Raw genomic sequence first — 25,299 nt, 5'->3', positions numbered from 1 at the left:
TGAATCTCACAAGAAATCTCTTCTAATTTCACGACAGCCTACTTGAGATATTCAAATCAAAATCCCCCTTTGGTCAGACGGCAAAACAAGCAATTAGCCCATTAACTGAATATAACTGCCCGGTTTATCTATCACTGCAAGTTTCAAATTTGCTAGCTTGAGGGAACCCAAAGAATCACTTTGCAAATCATGCGCTGGAATTGGAAGCTGGATAAGCTCATGAACCAAGCGGGTATCCGCAGATCCGCAACCTTAGCGGAACAGATTAAGCGCGTCTATCCGGAGCTTGAAGGTTCTGTTGGAGCAACGACCCTAAATCGCATGAAGCGTGGTAACACCATTGAACTTCACACTGGAGGAATCATCGCGGTTTGTCGCTACTTCCGCTTAAAATCCATTGCCCAACTGGTTGACCTTGCAGATGCTGAACCTTACCTACCAGCCTACTGGGAAAATAACCCCGATTTGGAAATCGAATTTCGTATTCAGAATTTAATGCAGGAATTAAACATTAACCAGAAACGATTAACCGACAAAAGCGGCTGTTCTCCTGCAACAATCAACAACCTCTATCACGGACGGAACGAAACCGTGAACTTCCGGGTCTTGGCAGACATCGCTACAGCGATTCGTGGAATCACAGAAAACTACTCCGGCGGCTATCGTCCACGAAGCATTACAGACCTGCTTGAAATCCTTCCAGTTACTACGAAAACCACGTTAACCATTCCCGCTCACTAACACTTAACGGACGAGGCGATCGCTGACTTTAGGAGCTACACCGATTATATTTGGGGTTAGTAATTCTAGAATTGCTGTTTAATACAGATGTGCTCTGCCTAACCTGACTCTTCAGCGCTAAATTTTCTTTAGCCATCAAGTAATTAAGGCGTTACGTCGTTGAGCAACTAGGTAACTAAGCAAATACAAATTATTAGCTTAAAACTCCTTCCCGTAGCAAGAACAAGCCCTTGTAAGAGAATCGATATGTCATGGCGCTACCTATTTTCGGAAAACATCCTCCGAGAGATAGGGCTAACTTGACTCAAGCTGAAATACTATCAAGGCACATCCACTTTCTACACCCAAGCCTTCTATGCACACCCTTTCACCTGCCAGGGGATCAACCCTTGCTGCATTGCTGCGTCAATACACCGACCAGACAATTGATTATTGCCAATCTGTTCAACCTGATGTTTGGATTCCTAAACTGCTGTTGATTGAACTAAATACATCACAGAATTGGACATCGAACCTGGCACTGGATGAAGATGATTTTTACTGCCCAAGTGAACAACTAGCATTCATGTTCCGTACCGGATTGAGACTTGAAATTCATCATCCTTACCTTCAATACACCTTTCTGATTACGGAAACCTTTGAAAGAACATCCCCTCACCCAGCCTCCGCGATCGCAATTACAGGAATGGATCGGCAACAACACTTATGCAAGAGTCTAATCCCGATTAACCGCGACAATGAAGGCACCATCACACTTTCGTACCAACTACCAAAAGTTTCCTCTGAGGTTGTACCACCAACCGACTCAGATTTATTGCGCTATTTCTGGACCGGCTATCACACCTCGCGACTGAAAGTTCTTTTATAAACCATTTAAGCGAGGCAACAACAAAAATAAATAACTGAAACCTGTTTGGTTGGATTGTTCTAGCCAGACATTCTCCATTTCTCAAACTCAACAGACTCCCAATAATGACGGGTGCTGAACCATCCATAGTCCGCACCCGTTCACCCATATCACCTAGTCCCACCCCAAATCGCATTTAATAACGCAATTTGAACATCATCCACTTCGTAGGCTAGGTGCTGAGGTAATTCTAACGTACTACATCTAAGATTAAACACTCCCTATGGATGAGAAACAAATGATATCACTGCGATCGCGTCAAGCAAAACCCGATCTCTCCTCAGTAAAACTCACATTTTCTAGTGATTTTTTTTTAGATCTTCAGTACTATTGGAGCATCACCCATCTTTTCACAAGCACTCTTAAACATCCATGACTCATCATCCCAGTGGTGGGGAACTTTCGAGTTCCTCTAATTCTGCATTTTTTGAGTTAAAACAACAGCTCGATGAGTTTGTTACTACTCAATTATCTCCCGAACAACAACAGTTCGTTCGCGACACTACAATCAGCATTCGGCAGTATGCACGGCGGCGATTCACTGAAGACTACACAATTGGAAAGCAGTTGCTGGAAATCAAACCACTTTTCTCCCACGGGCAGCGAAAACTATTTGTTTTCCTGGCATCTCAAGAAACTGGACTGGGAGAAAGTATGGCAGATCGGGTACAGCGCATTGTTCGCGCCTTTCTACCGTTTGAAGAACGGGGAGAACTTCACCAACTAGACCGGATTAGTGCTGCTGCTCTCGATCGCATAGCCGGGATGTCCGTTCCAATCAAAGCCCGCGAAGCATTCTTTGAACTGGTCACTTCAGGAGCAACCCCAACTGAAACCGAGGTTGTCGAATTAATCCGGACTCATCGCAGTCCCCAGGACATTGAAAACTCTGAACGGTTCATTCGATATAGTATGCTCGTCAGCATGTGGGGTACACTCCGCATCTGTGAAGACAACAATGAAGACTTCAAATTCTATCTGGTTGATCGACAGGGAGTTCCGCACTACTTCAAGCACTACAACGACTTAATGTCACAGTACAAAGCTTGGCGAACCGAGTTTATGACCCAACAATTTGAACAGGTCAAAGTCTTGATCGGTCCTCATTGGAGTATCAGTGCCTATCCCTGTCCGAAACTACCCTACCGGGTTGCTGTGAACTGTGAACTCTCTGGAGTAGCACTTAGCTATGCAATGGGAAATCCCCTTACAGTAGAAGCATGGTGGTATGATCGCGCTAAACAATGGACAGAACAAAAGGTTGAGAAGTTGAGCGCGATCGCCGTCGAAGCTATCACACCTGAGGATATTGAACCAGAAGCCGTATCATTTGACTCAGGGTTAACTCCTTGCTGTCATAATTGCGATTGGCATGATCCAGACGACCCCAGCGATGGAGACGGGTTTATTTATTGCGGCTTTTATCACGACACCATCCAAGAAGAACGCATCTACGATATGCCGACTCATTGCCGTAGATGGCGACATCCTGATGCACCCCCGCCCTTGATTAAATTTGATCCCAACCCTGCTCCTTCAGATACCATCCCCTCTCTAGAGGCAACTCAGGAGAACTCCGAGTTATCTAAATCTGCTGAACTCCCGCCACAACAGTTCTATTCAAACCTTGGCTCTCACCACTCAACCTTAGTTCCAACTGCATCACTTCCCACCCCCGATCGTCGAGCAACCATCAGTGAGATCAAGCACCATCTCCATGAACGAGATCCTCAAGAGTTGAAGGAACTCCAAGCCTATATTCAAGAGCTATTGCACTCAGCAGAAACTTCCCACTCAGCACCCATTGTAGTCAGTTAGCATTCCTCACATCATTATCCTTAAATTGTCTAGTGAACTCGCTGGATGCTTTGTTCCTGTTGATCGAATCTACCAAAAACGCATCCACCTTCAGACCGAGCAAGCCTAATACACCAAACGGGTGCTGCTTTCGTCTGAGAAGTAGTAGGATTTACAACTGCAAACCCAATTTCTCAACCCAAAAACAATGTCTGATTGATTTAGTTTAACAATCAAAAAAACTAAAGCACATACAGTATAACGGTATTAGAAGCTCAAAATCGAAACTCTCTACATGCCTTCTTCCACCTCGCTGGCTAGTCAAACTGAGATCGCCATTTCAGATCGGTTAATTGATCATCCCGATCTGCTGAACGAGTGGCATCCAAACCACAATGGCATGATTCGGAAAGATCGACTCACGTCTGCATCCTACCGACGGGTGTGGTGGCAATGCTCCCAAAACCCCAAACACGAATGGCGAGATTCAATTTGTTTCCGCTTCCGATACCCAGGATGCCCTCTTTGCGATCCTTCTCATCCTCGCCGCCCAGCCATTCTTCTCCATGAGCAACCAACATTAGAACCAGAGCCAGACACACCCTCATCAACGGTGCGATTGTCTGATAAATTGCCTGATGAAGTTGTTTCAGCCCCTCAACCTTCTACAGATGAAGCACCAGAACCATCAACCCCCATAGTAAACACTCAATCCCCAACTAAAGCGCACCCCGCTCCTCTACTTTCTAGCAGTATTTCCACCTGTGCCAGAGCGATCGCCCCAGAACTGCATCCAACAAAAAATGGCAACCACAGCGCGGACACCATTCCCTGGAACAGTGCTGTTCCGGTCTGGTGGCAATGTTCAGTCGATCCGACCCATGAATGGGAAGAAAGCCCTTATGAACGAACACGGGAGCAGCCTTTCCGCCCGTGTCCCTTCTGTAACCACCAAAGCACTACAGCAACAGAAGCAGAACAACGAACTCCAGAACTGCCTCCATTCCGTCCATCTCGTCCTCGTGTCGATTCAATTCAGACGACCATCCTACCCAAAATCAAGAAGCCTGGGAAAGTATTGGATCTATCGCGATCCCAAAGGGATCAGCTCCGCTGCGCGCCCCTACCCTCTGCATCGACCACTACAAAACCTTCAAGCGATCGCTCAGCCAAGTCATCTGTTCAAATCCTCACCCTTACCCTTGTGGAAGCTCGTTGGACATTGAATGGACCCGGTGTTGTTACCGCTATTCTCCAACTGACGGATCAACGTCCTATAACGGTCAGTCGGTTTTTTGACCAGATTGGTACAGATAGCTATTGGTTAGCACTCATTTTGGGACTTCGGAAAGCACTTAACATTGGATTTACTGGAAGAGTTGTTGTCTTCATCCACGACTCAAAGATCGTTCAGCAGATCGAGAAAGCCCTATCTTCTCCAAACCCGTCTTCTTCTGTCCAAAAAATGCAACAGCTTAAGCAGCAATTTACCGCAGTGGAATTGCAATCACCCTCAGAGGAACAAAATATATCCACTATCAAACTAGCTCATACTCTCCTGAAACAACACCTTAGACGCAGTGGCATTTTACCAGCAACCATTGACAACCTGTCGATACAAACGCCTGGAATCAACCTGCGTAGCAACATTCAGGAAATACTCGACAAACCCTATGTTGAGATTACTGACCTGATTCACCTGCGACTGCCAAAAGCCAAAGATGAATTTAGCGAATTTAATCTTTCTGAGTTAATTCAGCTCTGTCCCACTCCAGTAGCGACTATTATTCAGGAATTCCTGAGATCCTACGCCCAGAACAACGTCTCCCTGCTCAATACCGTCGAGTGGACTGAAATCCAACTCATTGAGGTAGCACTACGGTGGTACCTGCGTGGGTTGCCTGCTGAACTTGCTATCCGCAAAGCACTGCTAAGTATGCAAAGTGGGCAGACTTCTCAGCGGAAACAGCCTACTCGAAGACGATAAAGCTATAGCATCAGCTTAATGAGATGTACGCTTTGTACATTTATCTATGGTTATTGAATCATGCAAAACAAAAAGCTTTTTACATGATCCAATAACGCTGTAAGCCGTTTAGCAGTCAGATCAACTTCTAGATCATGCAAAAGTTGCTTGCAACTACATGATCAAGAACTCTAACTATTGAAGCGATCGCGCTTCCTGCAAAAGGTCTACCAACTGCTGCTCAATTGCCCGTAGCTGTTTTGCCGTCTCACCGCAAGCGATCGCCTTCCGATATTCACTTACTTCCGCCATTCGCACATATTGTCGCTTATCTTTCCTTGCTGGGCGAGGGTCTTCACCGTGAGGATAATAATTCCATCGCGTATGTCCATTCTTGTCCTCGTATGCATGAAGCTGTCCGAAAAGGGCATCTTTCTCGAAGAACCTACGCCATTGCTCTACCGAAGCAACTGACGATTGCAGGTCTGCAAGAGCTTTCTGACTCAAGAACAGTAGATCATGCAAATCCATGTCAGGATTGCATGATTGATCAGATGAGGAAAGTACTGCGGAAGTGTCCCCCTCGGCTTTATGAGGTGTTACCATAAGCATTAGAAACCCTCTCCTTACCGGAAGGGATGAAAATCGACTGATTAACGACTAAGTGACCTGAGCTGGTGCAAACAGCGAGGTCACTTCTCATTTTAAGGGCGTTAGGCGCTCACAACGAGGAGCGATCGCCCAATCGAGCAGAAAACCTTAAAGGCAGAAGAGCCATATAAGTGATTATGCCATTAGGTAGTTAAGTAACTGAGTAATTTAGTGAGTTTACATTACATCGCTGTAATAGCTTTTTGAAAGTATTTTCAGCCCTATTTGTTCAATAGCCTCAACGCAAATTCCATTGCGGAAAAAAGGCGAAGCTACGCCAATGGAGAGAGGAGAATCCAAACAACACAGTCCACTATGGGAAAAAAGCTTTTCAATCCAAACAGTTCAGTTCGACTGGCAACCCACAGTCAACACATTGTGTTGTTGCGGCTCTAGCAATCAATTCTTGATTTATCTAGAAGCAGTCGGGTGGAGAAAATCGGGCTGAACATCTTCCGCTCTGGCAATCAGAGACACTTCATCATGGCACCCCAATCACACTTAAATCAAGGTAGATATCCCATCAAGCGAACACCCCATCAAATTAGAGAATTCAGAACAATTCAGGAATTTGTTCCCACCTCACCTCTTAACTGGACTGAGTACGAGTGGGACTTTTTGTGTTGCTCCTTAATGCAGATCCTCGGACCAATCTCATCCCAGGTCATTCACAAAGCCCTCCGCAGCAGTCTGTCTCGACAAGTATTTGTCCACAATCTGATCCAACTAATCCCAAACGACTTAAAACCCCGCGTACAACATACTCTTAGCTGGGTTATTGCAAATGAACACTTTATCGCACGCTGCCGATTGGCACTGATCGATGTGGTAGGACCCATTGGTGACTGGTTAATCAACCGTTATCAATCTCAAGGTGCTTCGGATTCTCCCTGCAAGTGGGTGGAGGAACTTGCCCAGCATATTCCTTCTCCAGAAGATGCAGAAACCTTCCGTTATCAAGTTCTGTATTACAAGGATGAGTTCAATGGTGGCACCATACTGGACAACTAACCTTGCTGTATCCCTTACCTTCACTGGTAGTGTTTCAAATCTGTTGTTGTGGGATTCATAGGGATGTTACATGTAACATCCCTATGGAAGATAAACCATATGCCCAGAACACTACCGTCTTCTGCTTCCTAAAGATCAGATAGAAGTTGAATACAGCGATCGTAGAATTCGGCTCCGGTGTCCATCAGACTCAGATGCCGTGTGGTGCGATTCAGCAGTTGCACTCCCAGTCGAGCCTCCAAGTCTCGCACACGACGGCTCACCGCAGACTTACCAGTCCTAATTGCTCGACAGCATTGGCAATGCTGTGCCTCTGAACCACAACAACAAACGTACGAATATCTTCGAAGCGATCAGACATTGCTCACCAGAGAAGAGCTAATTGTGTTCTACAACTGCACAACACCACTAGGCTAAATACCAGCAGCCTTCCTGTACTTTGCTCTTTAAAGAAGATATTAACAAGGCTGGAATAACGACTGACAGTCAAGCGGTTCTCTAAAGTGCTGATTTTATTTCATCACTCAACCGCTGCTGCCTTCGCGCTAACAGTCCGTGCTTGGGTGCGAAAATCATAGCAGCGACAAAGAGTAATGTTTGCAGAACAACGATACAGCCTCCGGTTGCGCCGTCAATATGATAGCTAATATAAGTGCCCATAACGCTGGAAAACACGCCGCTCACCATTGCAATTAGCATCATGTGGTCAAAGCGATCGCTCAACAAGTATGCTGTTGCTCCGGGAGTGACCAGCATCGCCACAACCAAAATAATGCCTACGGTCTGAAGTCCTGCCACAGCGGTCAGCGATAGCAAAGACAGCAGAATGTAATAAAGAAACGTGATGTTTAACCCGATCGAACGAGCATGAGTCGAGTCAAAACAGAATAAAATTAAATCTTTTCGTAAAATCGCTAATGTTACTAAAGTAACAACGCTAATTACGACAGTTTGAACAATATCTGCATCTGAAATTCCTAAAACATTGCCAAACAAAATGTGCGTTAGATCAATCTCGCTTCTCACCTTAGAAACCAATACTAAGCCCAACGCAAAAAATCCGGTAAACACCAAACCAATTACCGTATCTTCTTTAACGCGAGTTTTTGCTTTAATAAACCCGATCGCGATTACAGAACCTATGCCAAACACAAAAGCACCGACCGCAAAGGGAAGATTCAGCACGTAGGCAATCACCACACCTGGCATCACTGCATGAGAAACAGCATCTCCCATCAACGCCCATCCCTTCAACGTCATGTAGCAAGAGAGCGCAGAACAAACAACTCCTACTAAGGCACTGACTAGAATTGCCTTCACCATGAACTCATGCTGCAAAGGAGCCATAAACCACTGAAACAAGTCCATTACTGTTCCTCCTGATTGCTTTGAGTTAACCGACTTTTGGCAAATGACAAATCACCGATCGAACCACCAAACGTGCGAGAAAGGTTCTCTTCAGTAAACACCTCTGACGTTTCGCCGTAGGCAAGAATCGTGCGGTTAATTAATACGACCTGATCGCAAAATGTGGTGACAGAAGCTAGATCATGGGTAGAAATTAAGATCGTATAACCTGCTTGCCGCAGTTCCATGAGCAGGTTGATCATCATTTTCTCCGTTTTGATGTCCACACCTGCGAACGGCTCATCTAGCAGTAGCACCGTTCCCTGCTGTGCCAGTGCTCGTGCAAAAAAAGTACGTTTCTTTTGTCCGCCCGATAGCTCTCCAATTTGGCGATCGCGCATTTGCCACATTTCGACTCGTTCCAAACTATCACGCACGGCACGTTTATCAGACGATCGAGGAATTCGCAACAGATTCATATAGCCGTAGCGTCCCATCATCACCACATCCTGAACGCTAACCGGAAAATTCCAGTCCACTTCTTCTGACTGAGGCACATAGGCAACCAAATTGCTTTTTTGCACTCGATGAATCGGGAGTCCATTAATTAACACTCGTCCACTTACGGGCGTTACAAATCCCATTACTGCTTTAAACAACGTTGATTTTCCGGCTCCATTCATTCCAACCAAGCCACAAATTGTTCCGGCTTTAAGTTGCAGCGAAGCACGATGCAGTGCGATCTTGCCGTGATAGGCAACCGTTACATTTTCAATATCAATGCTGATTGAGTTCATCAGTTTTCCTCCCTAATTTTGTAGCCCTTTTATCAAGGTATTGACGTTATATTCGAGTAGCTTCAGATAGGTTGATGCCGGACCATCGGGAGGAGAGAGAGAATCGACATAAAACACACCCGCAAACTTCGCGCCTGTTTCCTTCGCCACTTGAAGCTGTGCCTCATTGTTCACTGTACTCTCACAAAAAACTGCCGGAATTTGATTGGCTTTGACCGTGTTAATCACTCGTTCTACTTGTTTGGGAGTAGCTTGTTGTTCAGCATTGACAGACCAGATATAAACTTCTTTCAAGCCGTAGTCGCGGGCAATGTATGAAAATGCACCTTCACAACTGACCATGTAGCGTTTGTCAGCAGGAATCGCTGAAATGGCTTGCTTAAGTTTGGTATCGATCGCCCGAATTTGCCCGCTGTAAGCTTTGGCATTGGCATCATAGGCGGCTGCATTTGCCGGATCGAGGTTTCTTAATGCCTTACGAATATTTTCGACATAAATCAGAGCATTTTGCGGTGACATCCAGGCATGAGGGTTGGGTTTGCCCTGATAGGCATCCTCAGCAATATTGACGGGTTGCACCCCTTCACTTAAGGTGAGGCGAGTTACTTTGGGAAAATTGTTGTAAAACCGCTCTGCCCAACGTTCTAAATTCAAGCCGTTGTCTAAAATTAAGTCTGCTCCTTGCCCCCGTTGAAAATCACTGGGAGTAGGTTCATAGCCATGAATTTCAGTCCCCGGCTTTGTAATGGACTCCACGATCGCCTTATCTCCTGCCACATTCTGTGCCATGTCTGCCAGGACAGTGAATGTCGTCAGAATAACTTTCTTGTCTTTCCGAGCCGGATTAGTGGCGGCAGTGGGGCTAGAGCCTTCACGCTGCGGTGGTGGAGTAGAGGTTGTCTGAGGATTACATCCACCGAGCCAAACCCCCATGAGTAACCCAAACAATACAATCCGATCACGCTTCAAGGTGATCTCGACTGGAATCGCAATGCTGCGATACACCTCTGGCAAGATAGGAAGACGATCGGGGAGCGCCATAGACTAAAGTCTTTTCATTTTCTTTTCATAATTAACTCTATCATTGCAGTTTAGAAAATGGGCAAGAAAAATTTATGCCTCTCAGGAGCGCGTTGAGTTTTGTTGAGATTGCAGTTTTGATCACACGCCTTGCCTAATTTCGACTATATTGCTACAGCCTGTTTTGCTCATCAACACGTTTGAACTATGAGACGCTTTCTCCTCGCTTTACTTTCGTCGTCGTCGTTAGTAGGTTCAGTTTCTTGCCTTTTAGGTGTGTTGTCACCCACTCATGCGGCTGAACTAAAAGCATTGCCACCAGACAGAAAGGTGTGTATCGAGTCGAGTCATAGCCAAACAAACTATGTTTGTACGCGAGTCAAAGATATTACGAAGGTGAAGGCAAGTCCGGCGATCGACTTGGCGACAAATCCTCAAGACTCACCCTATGCCTTAGAGTTTTCAGATGAGGAGAGTGATGCCGCCATCGCGTTGTTTGGTTGCGACTGTCCACTTTGCGTAAACTCACTTCGCAAACTGCGGATGATGGCACTGGGTCAAATGTGAATCTATTGTGTCCAAGCGGCTGAGATTAATCAGACACAATGGTGGAATTTGGCAAAGGAATGTTACTAGGCTCTGGGAGCATACATCATCTTTTGAGATTAGTAAAACCATGCGATCGCTGACCCAACACTGATTTGTTTAATAAGAACTATGAAGCAATTGCAGTTGACTCCTTCGCGTATGTAGATTTGCGGTATTGTTTGAGTGATCGATTCGGTTCTGGCGGGGAACAGCCGCCAGAGGTTTGTGATTCAAAACTTTAGGTAAGCGTAGTTTTGAATGCTAAATCGGGGAAAGTGCAGTATGAGTCTGCCACTGTCCCGCAACTGTGATAAGGCACGTGTCTTTAAGTCAGAACGCCCACCGATCGTACTCCCCTATCAATCCATCTGCGAGGCACAGATTATGGTTAGTCATCCATCTCTTTGGCAGCGTACCCAGCGAATGACGCTCTCTCTTCCCGTCCAGGTAGGTCTATTGACCAGCCTTTGTATGCTCATTCTCTGGACGCTCTACTTTTCCACCTATCCTCCGGCTCATAACGCCTTGCACGAAACACGCCATCAAACTCTTGCTGTTGCGTGTCACTAAATCACGTAGCTTAAACGCTTTTTGTTGCCGCCTTAATTGCTTCAACCGCGATTAAGAGCAAACTTTGGTGTACTGGTTTCAGCATTAATGAGGCTTTATGAGACAACTGAAATACGTAGGTTTGTTTCTCGCTGCTGGAGTTGTCAGCGGGAATATTTTGCTATCGGCAGCAATCCCTGTCGGCTCGCAGCCAGTGGTACAACTTGAGACGAATCCTCCTATTAGCCAGGTACTTCCCGATTCAGAGCCAGTTCGGTTGAAGTTGCGAGTTCTAAATCCAGACCGTCAGCCCCTATCGGATGCGAACGTTCAGATACGTTTATTTACCCCTCCGAAAACACCCTGGCTAACCTCCGACTTTCCAATTGTTGAGGGCACGAAGTTGTTAGACCTGAAAGCGATCGCGCCTACGGGAGAGTTGCAGTTTAAGCAAGTGTTACCCATTCGGGGCGAGTACCGCATGGAGGTGACGGTTACTCCCAAAGTAGCGGAGGCATTTAAGCCATTCGAGCAAACCCTGACATTTTCAGTTTCGGAGAATCCGGTGAAGTACCGAAATCTTGCGATTCTAGCCGCTGTGCTGGTGCTGGCAGGATTTGGTGGTGGTTGGGTGATCGGGGGCAATCAGTCGGTGAGACCGGGTGAAATTGCGCCTCAGCCTGTACGGTTGCTGTTGAGTGGGGCAATGATGATTGCGATCGCGGCTCTCCTGTGGGTCAACGTCAGTGCAGAACTGTCCTCTAGCCATGCCGATCATGCTAACGAGACCCATGCCTCTACTCCAGCCGTGCAGCAGGCTCAAGGAATTGAGGCACGGCTATTAGGAAATACCGAAGCAGTCGTTGGAAAACCTGCCCTTCAAGCTATCCAGGTGACAGATATCAGAACGGGAACCCCGGTTTCAGATGTGGTACTCACGATTCAATCCATTGCGATCGAACATCGGCAGCCTGTTTTTGCTTATCAGGGTTCACCCGATGCAACGGGTCGATTTACCTGGCAAGAGCAATTTTTTGATGGTGCGCCGCATCAGGTAGTGGTTGATGTAGAGCCGTTAGCAGGTGCTACGAGATCGTTCCGTCCTTTTCAAGTGGCTCACCAAATCGATGTCGAGGGAATTGAACCACCCCTGCTCACACGCTTGATCAGTTTGTTGTACTTTACAGCCCTGTTTGTAGCAGGACTACTCGCCGGATTGTGGCTGCGGCAGTCTGGGAAACGACTCCGGGATGTATCTTCAACCTGAAGTCTGACAAAAACTTTCACCTTACTTTCATTCTCCTCTGCCAAACTGGGTGCTGAGTGTAGTTTTCATGAGCCTCTAAAGCGCAGCCATTTAAAACCCTATGCGACAATCCCCAACCACTGCCAAAGTAGCCCGACGAACGACCGGAACCCTATTAACATTAATGCTTTTGACCGTGCCATTCAAAGCCTTTGCAGGTGCGGGGCATGATCATGGCAGTAGCCAGTTTCAGCAATCAGGAGCTAGTAGCGTTCAAAATATTGAAGTTGATGCAGCGACTGCCAAGCGATTGGGACTCAAAATTGAGCCAGCAACCCGGCAACGGTTGCCCTTTGGCATCAAGACCAGTGGTCAAATTGAGACCCTGCCAAACAAGCAAGTGGATGTCACCACTCCAGTGGGTGGAACGATCGCAAGGTTACTGGTGAATCCGGGTGATGCTGTCGTAGCAGGGCAAGCCGTTGCAGTCATGTCTAGCCCAGAATTGGCGACGTTGCGAACTGAAGCATTTGATCGACGGGCAGATGCGATCGCAGCCGTGGAACAGGCGGAAGCAGACCTCAAACTGGCTCAACGAAATTTAGAACAACAGCGCAAAATTGTCACCGCAAATATCCGGCAAGCCAAAACCGAACTGAGTTTTGCCCAAGAGCGTTACGACAAAGATCAAACTTTGCTAGAACGAGGAGCCATTCCCCGCAGAACAATGCTGGAGTCGGAAACCAAGCTGCAAGAAGCAAAGACAGCATTGGCAAAAGCAGAAAGTGCTCTGGAAATTTCTGAAGCCCAAGCCCAATTGCAACGGGCGCAATCTGCCGTTAGGGTGGCGCAGAAACGCATGAACCTGAGTGGTGAAACCTACCAGACTCGACTGCAACAATTGGGAGCCGATGCGAACCCAGATGGCACAATTACCATCAAAGCACCGATTTCAGGCACCGTCGCTAACCGCGAAACCACGGCGGGTGAGTCGGGGCAGGATGCTGGTAAGCGCATTATGACGATCGTCAATGGGAATGACGTTCAGGTGTCTGCCAATATCTTTGAGAAAGACATTGAGCGGGTGCAGAGCGGTCAGCGGGTGCGAGTCCGAGCCAATGGGTTGCCAGACCAAACCTTTGAAGGACGGGTGAACGTGATTGGTGCTGTGGTCAACGGTGATACTCGTGTTGTCCCGGTTAAAGCCACCCTGGAAAACCCAGGTGGGTTGCTGAAGCCAGGGATGTTTGCCGAACTCGAGGTCTTAACGGATCGGACTCCAACGGCGGTACTGGCAATTCCAAAATCAGCCCTGGTCGAAACGAACGATCGCCAGCAGGTCGTATTTGTCCAAAATGGCAATGCCTTTCAGCTCACCGAAGTTGAACTCGGACGAGAATCTGGGGAGTTTGTGGAAGTCAAAAAAGGGCTTTTTGATGGGGATCTCATTGTGACCCAACGGGCAAATCAACTGTATGCCCAGTCCCTGCGGGGTGGTAATGCAGCCGCTGATGATCATAGTGAAGGTGAAACCACGACCTCTGGAGCCTCGCTACCCTGGTGGTTGATGATTCCAGTGGGTGGAATTGTGGTAGGTGGAGCATTTTGGGCAGGTTCGTTGTGGTCGAATCGGCGCAGTCGGTTAGCACTCGCCAATGGTTCGTTGTATCCCCAGGCAGGCTATGAAACCGAAATCTATTTAGATCATGCCAAGCGTCCGGTTGAGCCGCCGCCAGAAGAATCCCTCAGAAATCCTCGCCAGCCTGACTAGGAGCCGTTTAAACCATGTTGAATACCATCGTTAAATGGTCGATCGCCCAGCGGTGGTTGGTCGTGATTGCTTGTATTATTATTTCGTTGTGGGGCATTCGAGTGGTGACTCAAATGCCGCTGGATGTGTTTCCCAGTTTTGCCCCACCTCAAGTTGATATTCAAACGGAGGCACCGGGTTTAGCACCGGAAGAGGTGGAATCGCTGGTGACTCGCCCGATTGAAAGTGCAGTCAACGGTCTCCCCAATCTGGAAACCGTGCGATCGTCGTCGGCGTTAGGTCTTTCAGTCGTCAAAATTGTGTTTAAGCAAAACACGGAAATTTATCGTGCCCGTCAATTGGTCGCAGAGCGGTTGCAAGAAGTGGGCAATCAAATGCCTCAAGGCGTGCATCCACCCCAAATTTCGCCCATTACTGCACCGCTTGGCACTATTTTGCATTATGCCTTTACTGCCGACACTACTTCATTAATGGACGTGCGTCGAATTGCGGATTGGCAGGTGAAAAATCGCCTGTTAGCCGTGCCCGGAGTCAGCCAAATTTTGATTTATGGTGGCGATGTACGCCAGTATCAAGTTTTAGCAGACTCCAACAAGCTCAAAGCCTTTAATGTTTCGCTGCAAGAGGTGACAGAGGCAACGGCAAAAGCCAATGTGAATGCACCGGGTGGTTTACTGATTACCCCCGATCAACAAACACTCGTTCGAGGGATTGGGCGGATTGAGTCGTTAGAGCAGTTGCAGCAATCGGTGGTCACGGCACGAAATGGGACTCCAATTTTGCTAACGCAGGTCGCCGACGTGAAGATTGGCGCAGAGTTGAAGCAGGGAGACGGAGGCTTGGATGGTAAGCCCGCCTTGATTGTCGTCATCAATAAGCAACCAGCCGCAGATACCCCCACGGTGACGCGGCAAGTTGAAGCGGCAATGGCAGAATTGAAAGCCAGTTTGCCGGCGGATGTCAAAGTCACTCGCACCTTTTCTCAGGAGGAGTTTATTGAAGCGGCGGTCAAAAATGTTGAGGAATCCCTGAGAGATGGGTTCATCATCGTATCAGTGGTGCTGATTCTGTTTCTAATGAATTGGCGCACCGCTGTGATCACGCTCAGTGCTATGCCCCTTTCGTTATTGATTGGCATGATTGTGCTGTCCTGGACGGGGCAAGGGATCAATACCATGACACTGGGAGGATTGGTGGTGGCGATCGGGTCTGTGGTGGATGATGCGATCGTCGATATGGAAAATGTCTACCGTCGCTTGCGGGAAAACCAGGTCGCTGAGAACCCCAAAAATCCATTACAGGTTGTGTTTGATGGGTCTGTTGAGGTGCGAGTCAGCGTCCTGTTTTCCACAGTGATCATCGTCGTGGTATTTGCGCCCATCTTTGCCCTCTCCGGCATTGAAGGACGGATTTTCACGCCGATGGGACTCGCCTATCTACTGTCGATCGTCGCTTCTACCGTGGTGGCATTGACTCTCACCCCTGCTCTGTGTGCGCTCTTGCTCACCAATGGTCGGCTACCCTCCGATGAAACCTGGATTTCCCACAAATCCCAACAGCTTTATCGCCCTGCGTTGCAATTTGCGATTGGGCGACCGAAGGTGGTGATCCTGGTAGCAGTCGCTAGTTTCATTGCCTCAATGCTGATTCTGTCATCCTTTGGGCGCGTGTTTCTACCAGAGTTCCAAGAGCGATCGCTGATTAACTCGATGCTGCTCTACCCCGGCGTATCGTTGGAATCCACGAATAGCAATGGATTTGCCATGCAGGATGCATTGAAGGACGATAAGCGCTTTGAGCATGTGCAGTTTCGCTCCGGTCGTGCGCCGGGAGATCCGGATGCAGCGGGAGTAAACTTGGCGCATTTGGATGTGACGTTGAGTGAGGAGGGATTGAAAAATCGAGAAGGCAGCCTGGATAAACTGCGAGAAGAGTTCAATAAACTTCCTGGCGTAGCTCCCAATGTAGGCGGGTTTATTTCCCACCAGATTGATGAAGTGCTATCGGGGGTGAGAAGCGCGATCGCGATTAAGGTATTTGGACCAGAGTTGCCCGAACTGAGAACGATCGCCCAGCAGGTGCAGGCGGCAATTCAAGACGTTCCTGGTATTGCCGATTTGCAAGTGGAACCCCAGGTTCCTGTCCGCCAACTGCAAATCCAGTTCGACCGCACCGCAGCGGCTCGCTATGGATTGCGCGTTGGAGACTTAGCCGAAACCATTGAAACGGCTCTCAATGGGCGCGTTGTTTCCCAGGTCTTGGAACAACAACAGGTCTTTGATTTGGTGGTTTGGCTCACCCCCAACGATCGCCGCAATCTGGAAACGATTCGGAATTTGCTGGTCGATACCCCCGATGGCAAAAAGATTCCCCTGGCACAGGTTGCCCAAATTGACTATGGCACCGGTCCCAATACCATTAATCGGGAGAATGTCTCCCGCTTAATTGTGGTCTCTGCCAACGCCAAGGGACGAGATCTCGGCTCTGTGATTGCCGATATTCGTGCCCGAATTAAGCAGCAAGTGCAACCCCCTCAAGGGTACTACATTCAATTTGGTGGGCAGTTTGAGGCAGAAGAGCAAGCCAGTCAAACCTTGCTGATTGCAGGCGCGATCGCCCTTCTAGTTATCACTATCCTCATGTATTTCGCGGTGAAATCCATCCCCTCCACGCTGATGATTCTGATTAATTTGCCGCTTGCCTTGGTGGGCGGCATTATTTCAGTCGCCTTGACTGGGGGCATTCTTTCGGTTGCATCCCTAGTTGGATTTATTACCCTGTTTGGCGTGGCAACCCGCAATGGATTGTTGCTCGTTGAGAACTACAATATTCGTCTGGCGGAAGGGCAATCCCTTAAACAAGCACTGACTGAAGGTTCCACAGAACGACTGGCAGCAATTTTGATGACGGCGTTTACTTCAGCGTTGGGTATGTTGCCTCTGGCAATTGGGAGTGGAGCCGGAAAGGAGATTTTGCAGCCCTTAGCCGTGGTTGTGTTGGGTGGACTGTTGACCTCTACCGGATTGACGCTGCTGGTTCTACCCGCCTTATACGCCCAGTTTGGGCGATTCATGGTGCCCAAATCAGCAACTTCCAAGTTTGAGGCAAACTTAGTGACTTCCCAGAGTGTTTCGCAGTTCTAACCACAATGATTCTATTTAGGCAGAAAGGAGTAAAACTGATGCAATCAATCAAATTTTTAGGCGTAGCGATCGCCGGTTTAGGATTACTATTCTTAGGCGCTTGCGGTGGCAGTAACTCCGCGACACCTTCAGCCAATACTACCGACAAACCTGCGGAGACTGCTGCAAATAGTACCACCGCAGCACCCACTACAGAAACGCATAAAGAAGGCGATGGACATGACCACAAGGAAGGGGATGGGCACGACCATAAAGAGGGCGGCGGGAATCCTCATACAGCGGGCGGACAAGTGATTGAAACGGGCGACTATCACATGGAATTTGCAGGTCACAAAGCGGGTAGCGGTGTAGATCTAGATTTCCTACTGCAAAAAGGTGACTCCCACAAAACCATTCCCTCTGCAAAAGTCACCGCTCAAGTGCAACTTCCCGATGGTTCTGAACAGTCTTTAGCCATGAAATTCAATACGGCTGAAGGAGTCTACACTGCAACCATCCCCAATCCGGTTCCAGGTGAATACAAGGTGGCAATCTTGTCAGATATTGATGGTAAAAAGGTCAACGGTCGGTTTAGCTTCAAGCAATGACCAGAATTATCCCTGCCCTCAAGCCCCCAATGACTTGGTGTAAATACTTTCGTCCCTGGCGCGCCCAAAATTTCACGTTGTTTTCATTCCGCTCCTTTAGAGTGAAAGTTGGTGCCTGTGGGTTTTCAGGGTGGTATTGAAACTGCCTTCACTGGAGCCTACAGGTTTTGTGAGGAGAGCGAGGGTTCATGATGCAATGTGTTCGCTATTTAATGGTGCTTAGTCTCAGTGCCACAATCAATCTCAGTGCAACTCAGATTTTGGTTGCTCAAGAGATCTCAAAAGGTGCTCAGTTTTCTACAAAATCAACTGCCAATCCAACAATTCAGGAAACAGCCCAAACCTCAGAATCGTCGCTCAACCCTGACCCCAATCCGCTACAACTACCAACTAAACCGGATGAGATCAGGCTTCAAGGAACTCAACCTATCACATTGCAGGAAGCGATCGCCCTGGCAGAGCGAAACAATCGTGATCTCCAAGTGGCAGAACTGACGCTCAGGCGAAGTCAGGCAGCGTTACGACAGGTACGAGCCGCACTTTACCCAACTGTGGCAGGCGACACCGAAATTGGGTATGAACGAACCGCACAAGGACGGTTAGATGACCTGAAATACCTGAGAGAAGATGCCTCTCCATCAGGACTTTTAGGCGGAAGAGTGGAACTAAGTTACGACATTTTCACATCGGGTAAGCGTCCCGCCCAGATCCGAGCGGCAGAGGCTCAAGTTCGCTATGAGCAGTTGGAAGTAGGGCGGCTACGGTCACAGGTTCGATTGGACATCACCAATGCTTACTATGATGTGCAACAGGGGGATGAGCAGGTACGGATTGCTCAAGCCACTGTGAGAAATGCCCAGAAGAATTTGGCTGATGCTCAAGCGTTGGAAGAAGGAGGCATCGGCACCAAGTTTGATGTGAGTCGCGCCAGAGTTCAACTAGCAAATGCCCAACAAAATTTGACCGATGCTGATGTGCAGCAAACCGTTGCTCGTCGTCAGTTAGCCCAGTTGCTCAGTTTAGGTGAGACGGCAGATGTGAGTGCCGCAGACCCAGTACAGAAGGCGGACGAGTGGACACTATCCTTGGAAGATAGCATTTTACTGGCATACAAAAACCGAGTTGAGTTTCAGCAGCAATTAGAGCAACGAACGATCGCCCAGCAACAACGTAAAGCCGCGATCGCGGGTGTCTTGCCCCAAATTAGCTTGTTCGGCAACTATCAATTCTTAAACGAGTTTAGTGAACCCTTTGGAACTCTCGGCGGTTATGCCGCAGGAGCACGACTACGTTGGACATTCTTTGACGGGGGAGCCACCTTTGCGGCAGCAGACCAGGAACGAGCAAATCAAGCGATCGCGGAAACTCGGTTTGCTCAAACCCGCAATCAAGTCCGGTTTCAGGTTGAGCAAGCATATAAAACCCTACAATCTTACGTTCGCAGCATCGAGACCGCAACGGCTGCCTTGAAAGAAGCCCAAGACGTGGCAGACGTGGCAGAATTTCGATTTATACAGGGCGTAAGTACCCAGTTAGATGTCATCACCGCCCGCAATGACTTGATTCGTGCGGAGAGCAACCGACTCGAAGCCATTCTCCGGTATAACCGCGCTTTGGCAGCGTTACAACGAGCCGTGAGTGGTTTACCAACCAATACTCCGGCTCAATCTTCTAACCCTTAAATTCCAAAAGCATTGCAATGTTTCACCAAAACCATCCAACTCAAAGCCGTTTGCGTTATTTCATTCGAGTCCAACTCCTGTATCAAAGTATTTTTTGGCTCAGTGGTTTGATTCTCCTGAATGGAGGTAGCGCGATCGCTCAAACCTCTACTGAAGAGACGATCGCTCCTGTGCCTTCCGCATCCGAACCCACTGTAGACTCCTCACCTGTTGCTCCTCCATCTGTAGTAGAACCCCCTGCTTCTGTTTCAGCATCTGAGTTCGTTCAGCCAACCACTCCAGCCGCAAACAATCTGACCAAATCTGACAATCCGGATGCGTCTAACAATTCATATATTGACTCAACTCCCTATAACGTCGGTGCAACCGAGCGATCTGGACAATCCGCAACTGTTTTACGACGCGATCGCACTCCCAGCACCTTATCGATTTCAGGTAATCCTAAATATCGAGGAACTGGTGAGCTTCCAGCCCTAAATCCTCCCATTGCCTATTCCGGTGGAACCACTGCTTCTGGGCAAAGTTACCTTCGTAGCTTTCGGCTCCCAATTAACCGCAACATTGGGAATATTCGGCTGATTTTCCCACTCTCCATTCCATCTCCTATTACATCGCTGTTTGGTTGGCGAATTCATCCGATTGGTGGCGTTTTACGCTTCCACTCTGGCACGGACATGGGTGCGCCGTTAGGAACTCCAGTTTTAGCGGCTTATGCCGGAAGAGTTGCGATCGCCGATTTTCTCAGTGGATATGGGTTATCTGTTGCCTTACAGCATCAGAAAAATACCCAGGAAACCCTCTATGCCCACCTGTCAGAAGTTTTTGTCCAACCTGGACAATGGGTGAAGCAGGGAGATGTGATTGGTCGAGTTGGGAGTACAGGTACAGCAACTGGACCAAATCTCCATTTTGAACTGCGACAATTAACGGCAGAGGGTTGGGTCGCAACGGATGCCAATGCAGCGCTGGAATACGCTTTAGTTGAATTCACTAAAGCATTGCAGTCTGCCCCAGTTGCAAATAAAACAATTTCCACCCCATCTAAATCTCGTTCCGATCAACAACCCACCTCTGTAAACTGGTCGGCAATGGATGCTGGAACCCGACTGGAATATCTCCTGTCTCAACTGATGACTACTTTACAGCTAGATCAGACTGTATCTCCAACACAGAGTTAATTCTATACTTTCGCCTCTCCAGGTCGAAGGAGCCAGCAATGTCGTTATTTTTCCTGATTCCAATGAGTTTCAGTCTTGTAATCGCTGTCATTTCTCAACAATCAAGTGATGATTTAGCAGAAATTACAGGACTGGCTGCGATCGTCGCCCTGGTTTTGAGTTTAGTTCTAGCACCCTGGCAACTTCAACTGTTTATCTTGCTGTTCATGAGTACAAGGGCGCTTTCCAAGTCCTGATCGCCCTTTGCCAACAAATCAAGAACATATTCTTTCAAAGACTCTGACCCATCCACCCACAAATAAAACTCAAAAAATATTTTGTGCCCTTGCCATCTAAAACTTTCACTTTACTTTCATTCCGCTTTGCCAAACTAGAGATGGATTTATCCCCGTAGGGGGGACTTTTAGTTTAGGAGAGTCAGATGAAATACCTCGCTTTTGCCAGTTTTGCTTTGGTACTCGTTGCTTTAGTTTCCCCAGCTAATGCGGTAGAAACAAAATGCAAAGGCGATGCATTGAAAGAGAAACCGCCAGTTCCCAACTATCCTCATCATGTTCGGAATGTCGTCTGGCGTAACACAAGAGCGATGTGTCTTGAAGAACTTTCACGGATGACGACACCGACAACAACGAGTGATGCACCCTCGACCCAGTCACCTTCACAATCAACAACTCCAGCTAAGGAGGCTGCTCCTCAGCAAGCCCCATAAGCTCCTGGTAGGCGCACCCTCATGATTCGCTGCTCTCTGAGCCTGTTTGAAATCAAGGTTTTTCGCAAAAATTTTCACCTCGTTTTCATCGCAGCCTGTCAAGCTAATAGTAGGAGTTTTCCAATCCTGGGTAGGGGGATTTGTATAGGCTGCGATGAAAGTTCTGTTAGTTGAAGATGAAATTGATTTGGGAACAGCACTCCAGCGCACGTTGCAGCAGGAGAAATACATTGTGGACTGGGTACAAGATGGAGCAGATGCTTGGAATTATCTAGACAATCGGCAGGCTCAATATACGTTGGCGATCTTTGACTGGATGCTGCCCGGTTTAACAGGTCCAGAACTCTGCAAACGCCTACGAGAGGAGCAAAACTCCCTACCTATATTAATGTTGACAGCACGCGATCGCTGGGAGGATAAGGTGATGGGGTTGGATGCGGGAGCCGATGACTACCTGGTCAAGCCGTTTCGGATGGAAGAGTTGCTGGCACGGTTGCGGGCACTCTGGCGGCGATCGCCTCAGTTCCAACCCACCCAAATTCAGGTGGGTAGTCTCACTCTCGACTGCCACAACCGCACCATTCGCTGGCAAGCACCTCAACACGATCATCGAACCGTTCGACTCAGCAAGAAAGAATTTCAACTGATGGAATACTTCATGAAACATCCCCGCCACGCTGCCACTCGTGACCAAATCCTGAGCTACCTTTATGAAGTAGATACGGAGCGAATCAGCAATGTGGTGGCAGCACAGGTCCGGTTGTTACGACGCAGACTTACAGAATTAGGTTGTGAGGATGCAATTCAAACCGTTCCGGGGGGAGGATATCGGCTCAATCCCGCCTATGCAGACGCGATTGTTTAGACGAACCCGATTGCAACTGGCGGGTTGGTACGCAGTTGTCATGGGTTTAACATTAAGTTTGGGTGCGTTGACGCTCTATCAGGTCATCATTCGAGCTTATTCAGATGCTATTGACCGAGAACTAGAGTCCGTTGCAGAAACCTTGCATAACGGGATTGAATGGAATTTACGCCAACCTGGTCAAATCGAACCCATTATTCAAAAACTGGTTCCTGATGTTTGTTCAGTGAGTGCTCCCTGTCCAAGTGAGCCAATTTATATCCATGACCATCTGCCCAAGACTAAGCATCGCCTGTTTGAAGCCGTTCACAAAACGGACTACTACATTCAGTTTCTCAATTCATCAAACAAGCTCATTGCAACGGCAGGATTACGCTCAACAGTTCCCTTGACAAAAGGCACGGAGGTTTGGGCAACCGTCGTTGATTCTGACGGAAATCGCTTTCACCAAATCTCTTATCCGCTGCACACTTTAGACAATCAGTTGTGGGGTTATCTGCAAGTCGGGCGATCGCTAGAAGATTTGGATAACCGTCTTGCTTCATTGAAGTTAGCCTTTCTCATTGGTTTACCCATCATTACTGCCATTGTTGCCGTTTCCAGTTGGGTGTTGGCAGGAATTGCCATGCGACCCATCTATCGTTCTTACCAACAGATGCAGCGATTCACAACCGATGCCGCCCATGAGTTACGCACCCCACTTGCCGCTATTTTGGCAACCGTTGAGTCTGTATCAAGACTGCCAAACTTACCAGAGAGTGAGGCACGAGATACATTGAAAACGATCGAACGTCAGGTGAGTCGTTTTTTTGAACTTGTCAAAGATCTATTCTTGCTTGCCAGGTTAGAACAGCACACGCTACCAGTTCAAAGAGAATCTGTTTGTCTGAATGACTTGATTCATGATTTGGTTGAAGAGTTCTCAGCCCTTGCCGACGCAAACGGTTTAACCCTGGCAGCAGAGGTTCAAATCTCTAAGAACTTACATGTTCTAGTCGATGAAGACCAGGTCTATCGCTTGATTTCAAACCTGGTGGTGAATTCGATTCACTACACCCCAGCGGGAGGTATTGTCACTCTGATTCTCAAGCAGGACGAAAACTATGCTGTGATCCAAGTTCACGATACGGGAATGGGAATTTCCCTCGAAGAGCAGACGCACATTTTTGATCGGTTTTATCGAGTCAACCGCGATCGTTCTCGTCAAACGGGTGGTTCGGGTTTAGGGTTGGCAATTGCGAAAGCGATCGCAGAAACCCACAACGGGAATTTACACGTCCAGAGTGAAGTGGGTCAGGGAAGCACGTTTACAGTTCGCTTGCCCCTAAAATCACGTTCTGTAGGAAACTCGATAACCGTCTTCTAACATAATTATTTCTTTGTTCTCTTCTAAAAAGAGTTTAGATTATGAACTTTCTGTATCGGTTAATTACTTCATTTGGATTTACATCCCTACTTCTTTCAGCTACATTTTTGGATTCAAAAATTTCCTCACTTTCGTCAACCAGCCAAATGAGGGTTGCCCAAGCAAAGGAGCATAACTTTGTCGATCAGGGGCTAGAAAAATTTGAGCGTGGAGATTACAAAGGTGCGATCGCTGACTATACAAAAGCGATTCAGCTTAACTCAAAGGATGTTGAGTCGTACATTAAACGAGGGCTGGCATATCGCAGTTTGGGGGAGCTTAAGCAGGCAGTCGCCGATTTTGATCGAGCTATCCAACTTGAACCGAATTATCCTTTAGCTTTCTACAACCGAGGAGAAGCCTACTCAAATTTAGAGAAATTACCCCAAGCATTAGCAGACTTGAACAAAGCCCTTGAGTTGAAACCAGGCTATGCAGAGGCGTTTAACAGTCGGGGTGTCGTTTATGCCAAAATGGGTAGATTCCAAATGGCATTAAAAGATCTTAGCCGTGCGGTTGCACTGAAATCGAATTATGTTTTTGCCTACAATAATCGGGCATTGGTGCGAACAGCATTGAAAGATGTAGAGGGCGCGATCGCCGATTACACAGAAGCCATTCGCCTAAGTCCAACATTGGCAGAAGCTTACCTGAATCGAGGCAGACTACATCTGGCAATAGGAAATCGACAGGCAGCATTAACCGATTGGCAACAGGCAGCAAAACTATTTGCCGAACGGGGCGAGCGCGATCGTTATCAACAAATACAAAATGCACTGAAACAACTGCAAGAACCTGCCGAATAGCACATAAGAATGGGCGATCAAACGTTGCGATCGCCCATTCATTTCATAGGAAACTTATCAACACCTCGCTGACACTAGCCGTTAGCAGCAACAGAATCTAGAGTCCATACTTACAGTTATACAACTCTTCCCGATATTGAAAGCTGCCTTCAACTACATTAGGAGGTAAGACGCAGTAACCAGGCACCGCAGTATTTTCTCTCCGCTCAGACGTTGATTGATACCGCGATGTTGGAGCAGCATTATTCTGAGATTGCTGTACTGCTTCAGATTCTGAAGTGGGTTGAGTTTGTTTTTCAGAGGGTTGAGCTGAGGATGGACGTGAGGACTGTGGATGAACTCTCGCTATCAGCGATTCAGCGACGGGTTTAGCAGAGACTTGAGGCACAGCTACCCCAGCGACCAAAACCAAGGAAAATGCTGTTGCAGAAAGTAGACGTTGCATTATTTTAACCTCTTCTGAAGAATCAAATATGATTGAATTACTCAATCACCTATTACTAATCTCTCAAATACAAATGAAACTAAAATGA

Annotated in this window: 24 protein-coding genes and 1 riboswitch; of the genes, 18 read left to right on the top strand and 6 right to left on the bottom strand. The window is 47.7% G+C overall.

Annotation, left to right across the window (positions count from 1 at the left end; all coding sequences use genetic code 11):
* Nucleotides 1-219: 219 nt before the first annotated feature.
* The 4 genes from AC1S52_RS04560 (at nucleotide 220) to AC1S52_RS04545 (ending at nucleotide 5,432) form a co-directional block, all read left to right on the top strand.
* Entirely contained in the window at nucleotides 220-741 is a 522-nt protein-coding gene (locus AC1S52_RS04560) for a helix-turn-helix domain-containing protein (protein WP_482027856.1), read from the top strand.
* A 355-nt stretch (nucleotides 742-1,096) separates the two neighbouring features.
* Entirely contained in the window at nucleotides 1,097-1,609 is a 513-nt protein-coding gene (locus tag AC1S52_RS04555) for a hypothetical protein (protein WP_482027855.1), read from the top strand.
* A gap of 411 nt (nucleotides 1,610-2,020) precedes the next feature.
* A complete protein-coding gene (locus AC1S52_RS04550; RefSeq protein ID WP_482027854.1) occupies nucleotides 2,021-3,466 on the top strand; it encodes a hypothetical protein in 1,446 nt (481 codons plus the stop codon).
* A gap of 274 nt (nucleotides 3,467-3,740) precedes the next feature.
* On the top strand, nucleotides 3,741-5,432 hold the full coding sequence (locus AC1S52_RS04545) for a zinc-ribbon domain-containing protein (protein ID WP_482027853.1): 1,692 nt from the start codon (nucleotides 3,741-3,743) through the stop codon (nucleotides 5,430-5,432).
* 174 nt (nucleotides 5,433-5,606) lie between these two features.
* Here the strand turns inward: AC1S52_RS04545 and AC1S52_RS04540 are convergent, their stop codons facing one another.
* A complete protein-coding gene (locus AC1S52_RS04540) occupies nucleotides 5,607-5,942 on the bottom strand; it encodes a hypothetical protein (protein ID WP_482027852.1) in 336 nt (111 codons plus the stop codon).
* Nucleotides 5,943-6,545: 603 nt separating this feature from the next.
* Here AC1S52_RS04540 and AC1S52_RS04535 point away from each other — a divergent pair.
* A complete protein-coding gene (locus tag AC1S52_RS04535; RefSeq protein WP_482027851.1) occupies nucleotides 6,546-7,073 on the top strand; it encodes a DUF8082 domain-containing protein in 528 nt (175 codons plus the stop codon).
* Between the two features lie 128 nt (nucleotides 7,074-7,201).
* Here AC1S52_RS04535 and AC1S52_RS04530 read toward each other — a convergent pair whose 3' ends face one another.
* The 4 genes from AC1S52_RS04530 to AC1S52_RS04515 form a co-directional block, all read right to left on the bottom strand.
* A complete protein-coding gene (locus AC1S52_RS04530; RefSeq protein ID WP_482027850.1) occupies nucleotides 7,202-7,336 on the bottom strand; it encodes a LysR family transcriptional regulator in 135 nt (44 codons plus the stop codon).
* Nucleotides 7,337-7,571: 235 nt separating this feature from the next.
* A complete protein-coding gene (locus AC1S52_RS04525) occupies nucleotides 7,572-8,441 on the bottom strand; it encodes a metal ABC transporter permease (protein WP_482027849.1) in 870 nt (289 codons plus the stop codon).
* Nucleotides 8,441-9,217: a metal ABC transporter ATP-binding protein gene (locus tag AC1S52_RS04520; protein WP_482027848.1), complete on the bottom strand. Its 777-nt coding sequence runs from the start codon at nucleotides 9,215-9,217 to the stop codon at nucleotides 8,441-8,443. The genes AC1S52_RS04525 and AC1S52_RS04520 overlap by 1 nt, the downstream gene beginning before the upstream one ends.
* A 12-nt stretch (nucleotides 9,218-9,229) precedes the next feature.
* Complete coding sequence (locus AC1S52_RS04515) at nucleotides 9,230-10,258, bottom strand: metal ABC transporter substrate-binding protein (RefSeq protein ID WP_482027847.1); 1,029 nt, start codon at nucleotides 10,256-10,258, stop codon at nucleotides 9,230-9,232.
* Between the two features lie 186 nt (nucleotides 10,259-10,444).
* Here AC1S52_RS04515 and AC1S52_RS04510 point away from each other — a divergent pair, with 186 nt between their 5' ends.
* The 13 genes from AC1S52_RS04510 to AC1S52_RS04450 all read left to right on the top strand — a co-directional run bounded on the left by AC1S52_RS04510 (nucleotide 10,445) and on the right by AC1S52_RS04450 (nucleotide 24,766).
* Nucleotides 10,445-10,804, top strand: coding sequence for a hypothetical protein (locus AC1S52_RS04510; RefSeq protein ID WP_482027846.1), 360 nt, complete (start codon nucleotides 10,445-10,447; stop codon nucleotides 10,802-10,804).
* Nucleotides 10,805-11,072: 268 nt separating this feature from the next.
* Nucleotides 11,073-11,218, top strand: a riboswitch (adenosylcobalamin (AdoCbl) riboswitch).
* Complete coding sequence (locus tag AC1S52_RS04505) at nucleotides 11,210-11,395, top strand: CbtB domain-containing protein (protein ID WP_482027845.1); 186 nt, start codon at nucleotides 11,210-11,212, stop codon at nucleotides 11,393-11,395. Its footprint overlaps the riboswitch before it by 9 nt.
* 97 nt (nucleotides 11,396-11,492) lie before the next feature.
* Nucleotides 11,493-12,641 (top strand): hypothetical protein, encoded by a 1,149-nt coding sequence (locus AC1S52_RS04500; protein WP_482027844.1) that lies wholly within the window; start codon nucleotides 11,493-11,495, stop codon nucleotides 12,639-12,641.
* A gap of 100 nt (nucleotides 12,642-12,741) precedes the next feature.
* On the top strand, nucleotides 12,742-14,391 hold the full coding sequence (locus AC1S52_RS04495) for an efflux RND transporter periplasmic adaptor subunit (RefSeq protein WP_482027843.1): 1,650 nt from the start codon (nucleotides 12,742-12,744) through the stop codon (nucleotides 14,389-14,391).
* A gap of 14 nt (nucleotides 14,392-14,405) precedes the next feature.
* The gene (locus AC1S52_RS04490; RefSeq protein ID WP_482027842.1) at nucleotides 14,406-17,534 is read left to right on the top strand and encodes an efflux RND transporter permease subunit; all 3,129 of its coding nucleotides are present in this window, start codon (nucleotides 14,406-14,408) and stop codon (nucleotides 17,532-17,534) included.
* 38 nt (nucleotides 17,535-17,572) lie between these two features.
* The gene (locus tag AC1S52_RS04485; RefSeq protein ID WP_482027841.1) at nucleotides 17,573-18,121 is read left to right on the top strand and encodes a hypothetical protein; all 549 of its coding nucleotides are present in this window, start codon (nucleotides 17,573-17,575) and stop codon (nucleotides 18,119-18,121) included.
* Nucleotides 18,122-18,309: 188 nt separating this feature from the next.
* Nucleotides 18,310-19,803: a TolC family protein gene (locus AC1S52_RS04480; RefSeq protein WP_482027840.1), complete on the top strand. Its 1,494-nt coding sequence runs from the start codon at nucleotides 18,310-18,312 to the stop codon at nucleotides 19,801-19,803.
* Between the two features lie 17 nt (nucleotides 19,804-19,820).
* Nucleotides 19,821-20,981, top strand: coding sequence for a M23 family metallopeptidase (locus AC1S52_RS04475; protein ID WP_482027839.1), 1,161 nt, complete (start codon nucleotides 19,821-19,823; stop codon nucleotides 20,979-20,981).
* A 38-nt stretch (nucleotides 20,982-21,019) separates the two neighbouring features.
* Nucleotides 21,020-21,217, top strand: coding sequence for a hypothetical protein (locus AC1S52_RS04470; RefSeq protein ID WP_482027838.1), 198 nt, complete (start codon nucleotides 21,020-21,022; stop codon nucleotides 21,215-21,217).
* 185 nt (nucleotides 21,218-21,402) lie between these two features.
* Entirely contained in the window at nucleotides 21,403-21,690 is a 288-nt protein-coding gene (locus tag AC1S52_RS04465; RefSeq protein ID WP_482027837.1) for a hypothetical protein, read from the top strand.
* Nucleotides 21,691-21,844: 154 nt separating this feature from the next.
* On the top strand, nucleotides 21,845-22,555 hold the full coding sequence (rppA, locus tag AC1S52_RS04460) for a two-component system response regulator RppA (RefSeq protein ID WP_482027836.1): 711 nt from the start codon (nucleotides 21,845-21,847) through the stop codon (nucleotides 22,553-22,555).
* Nucleotides 22,536-23,921 (top strand): two-component system sensor histidine kinase RppB, encoded by a 1,386-nt coding sequence (rppB, locus tag AC1S52_RS04455; protein WP_482027835.1) that lies wholly within the window; start codon nucleotides 22,536-22,538, stop codon nucleotides 23,919-23,921. The genes rppA and rppB overlap by 20 nt, the downstream gene beginning before the upstream one ends.
* Nucleotides 23,922-24,067: 146 nt before the next feature.
* Nucleotides 24,068-24,766, top strand: coding sequence for a tetratricopeptide repeat protein (locus AC1S52_RS04450; protein WP_482027834.1), 699 nt, complete (start codon nucleotides 24,068-24,070; stop codon nucleotides 24,764-24,766).
* A gap of 97 nt (nucleotides 24,767-24,863) precedes the next feature.
* Here the strand turns inward: AC1S52_RS04450 and AC1S52_RS04445 are convergent, their stop codons facing one another.
* A complete protein-coding gene (locus AC1S52_RS04445) occupies nucleotides 24,864-25,211 on the bottom strand; it encodes a hypothetical protein (protein WP_482027833.1) in 348 nt (115 codons plus the stop codon).
* Between the last annotated feature and the right edge of the window lie 88 nt (nucleotides 25,212-25,299).

Source organism: Kovacikia sp. CALU 1929 (assembly GCF_056784235.1).
The sequence above is the reverse complement of the archived record's forward strand: the minus strand, read 5'-3'. Positions and strand labels throughout refer to the sequence as shown.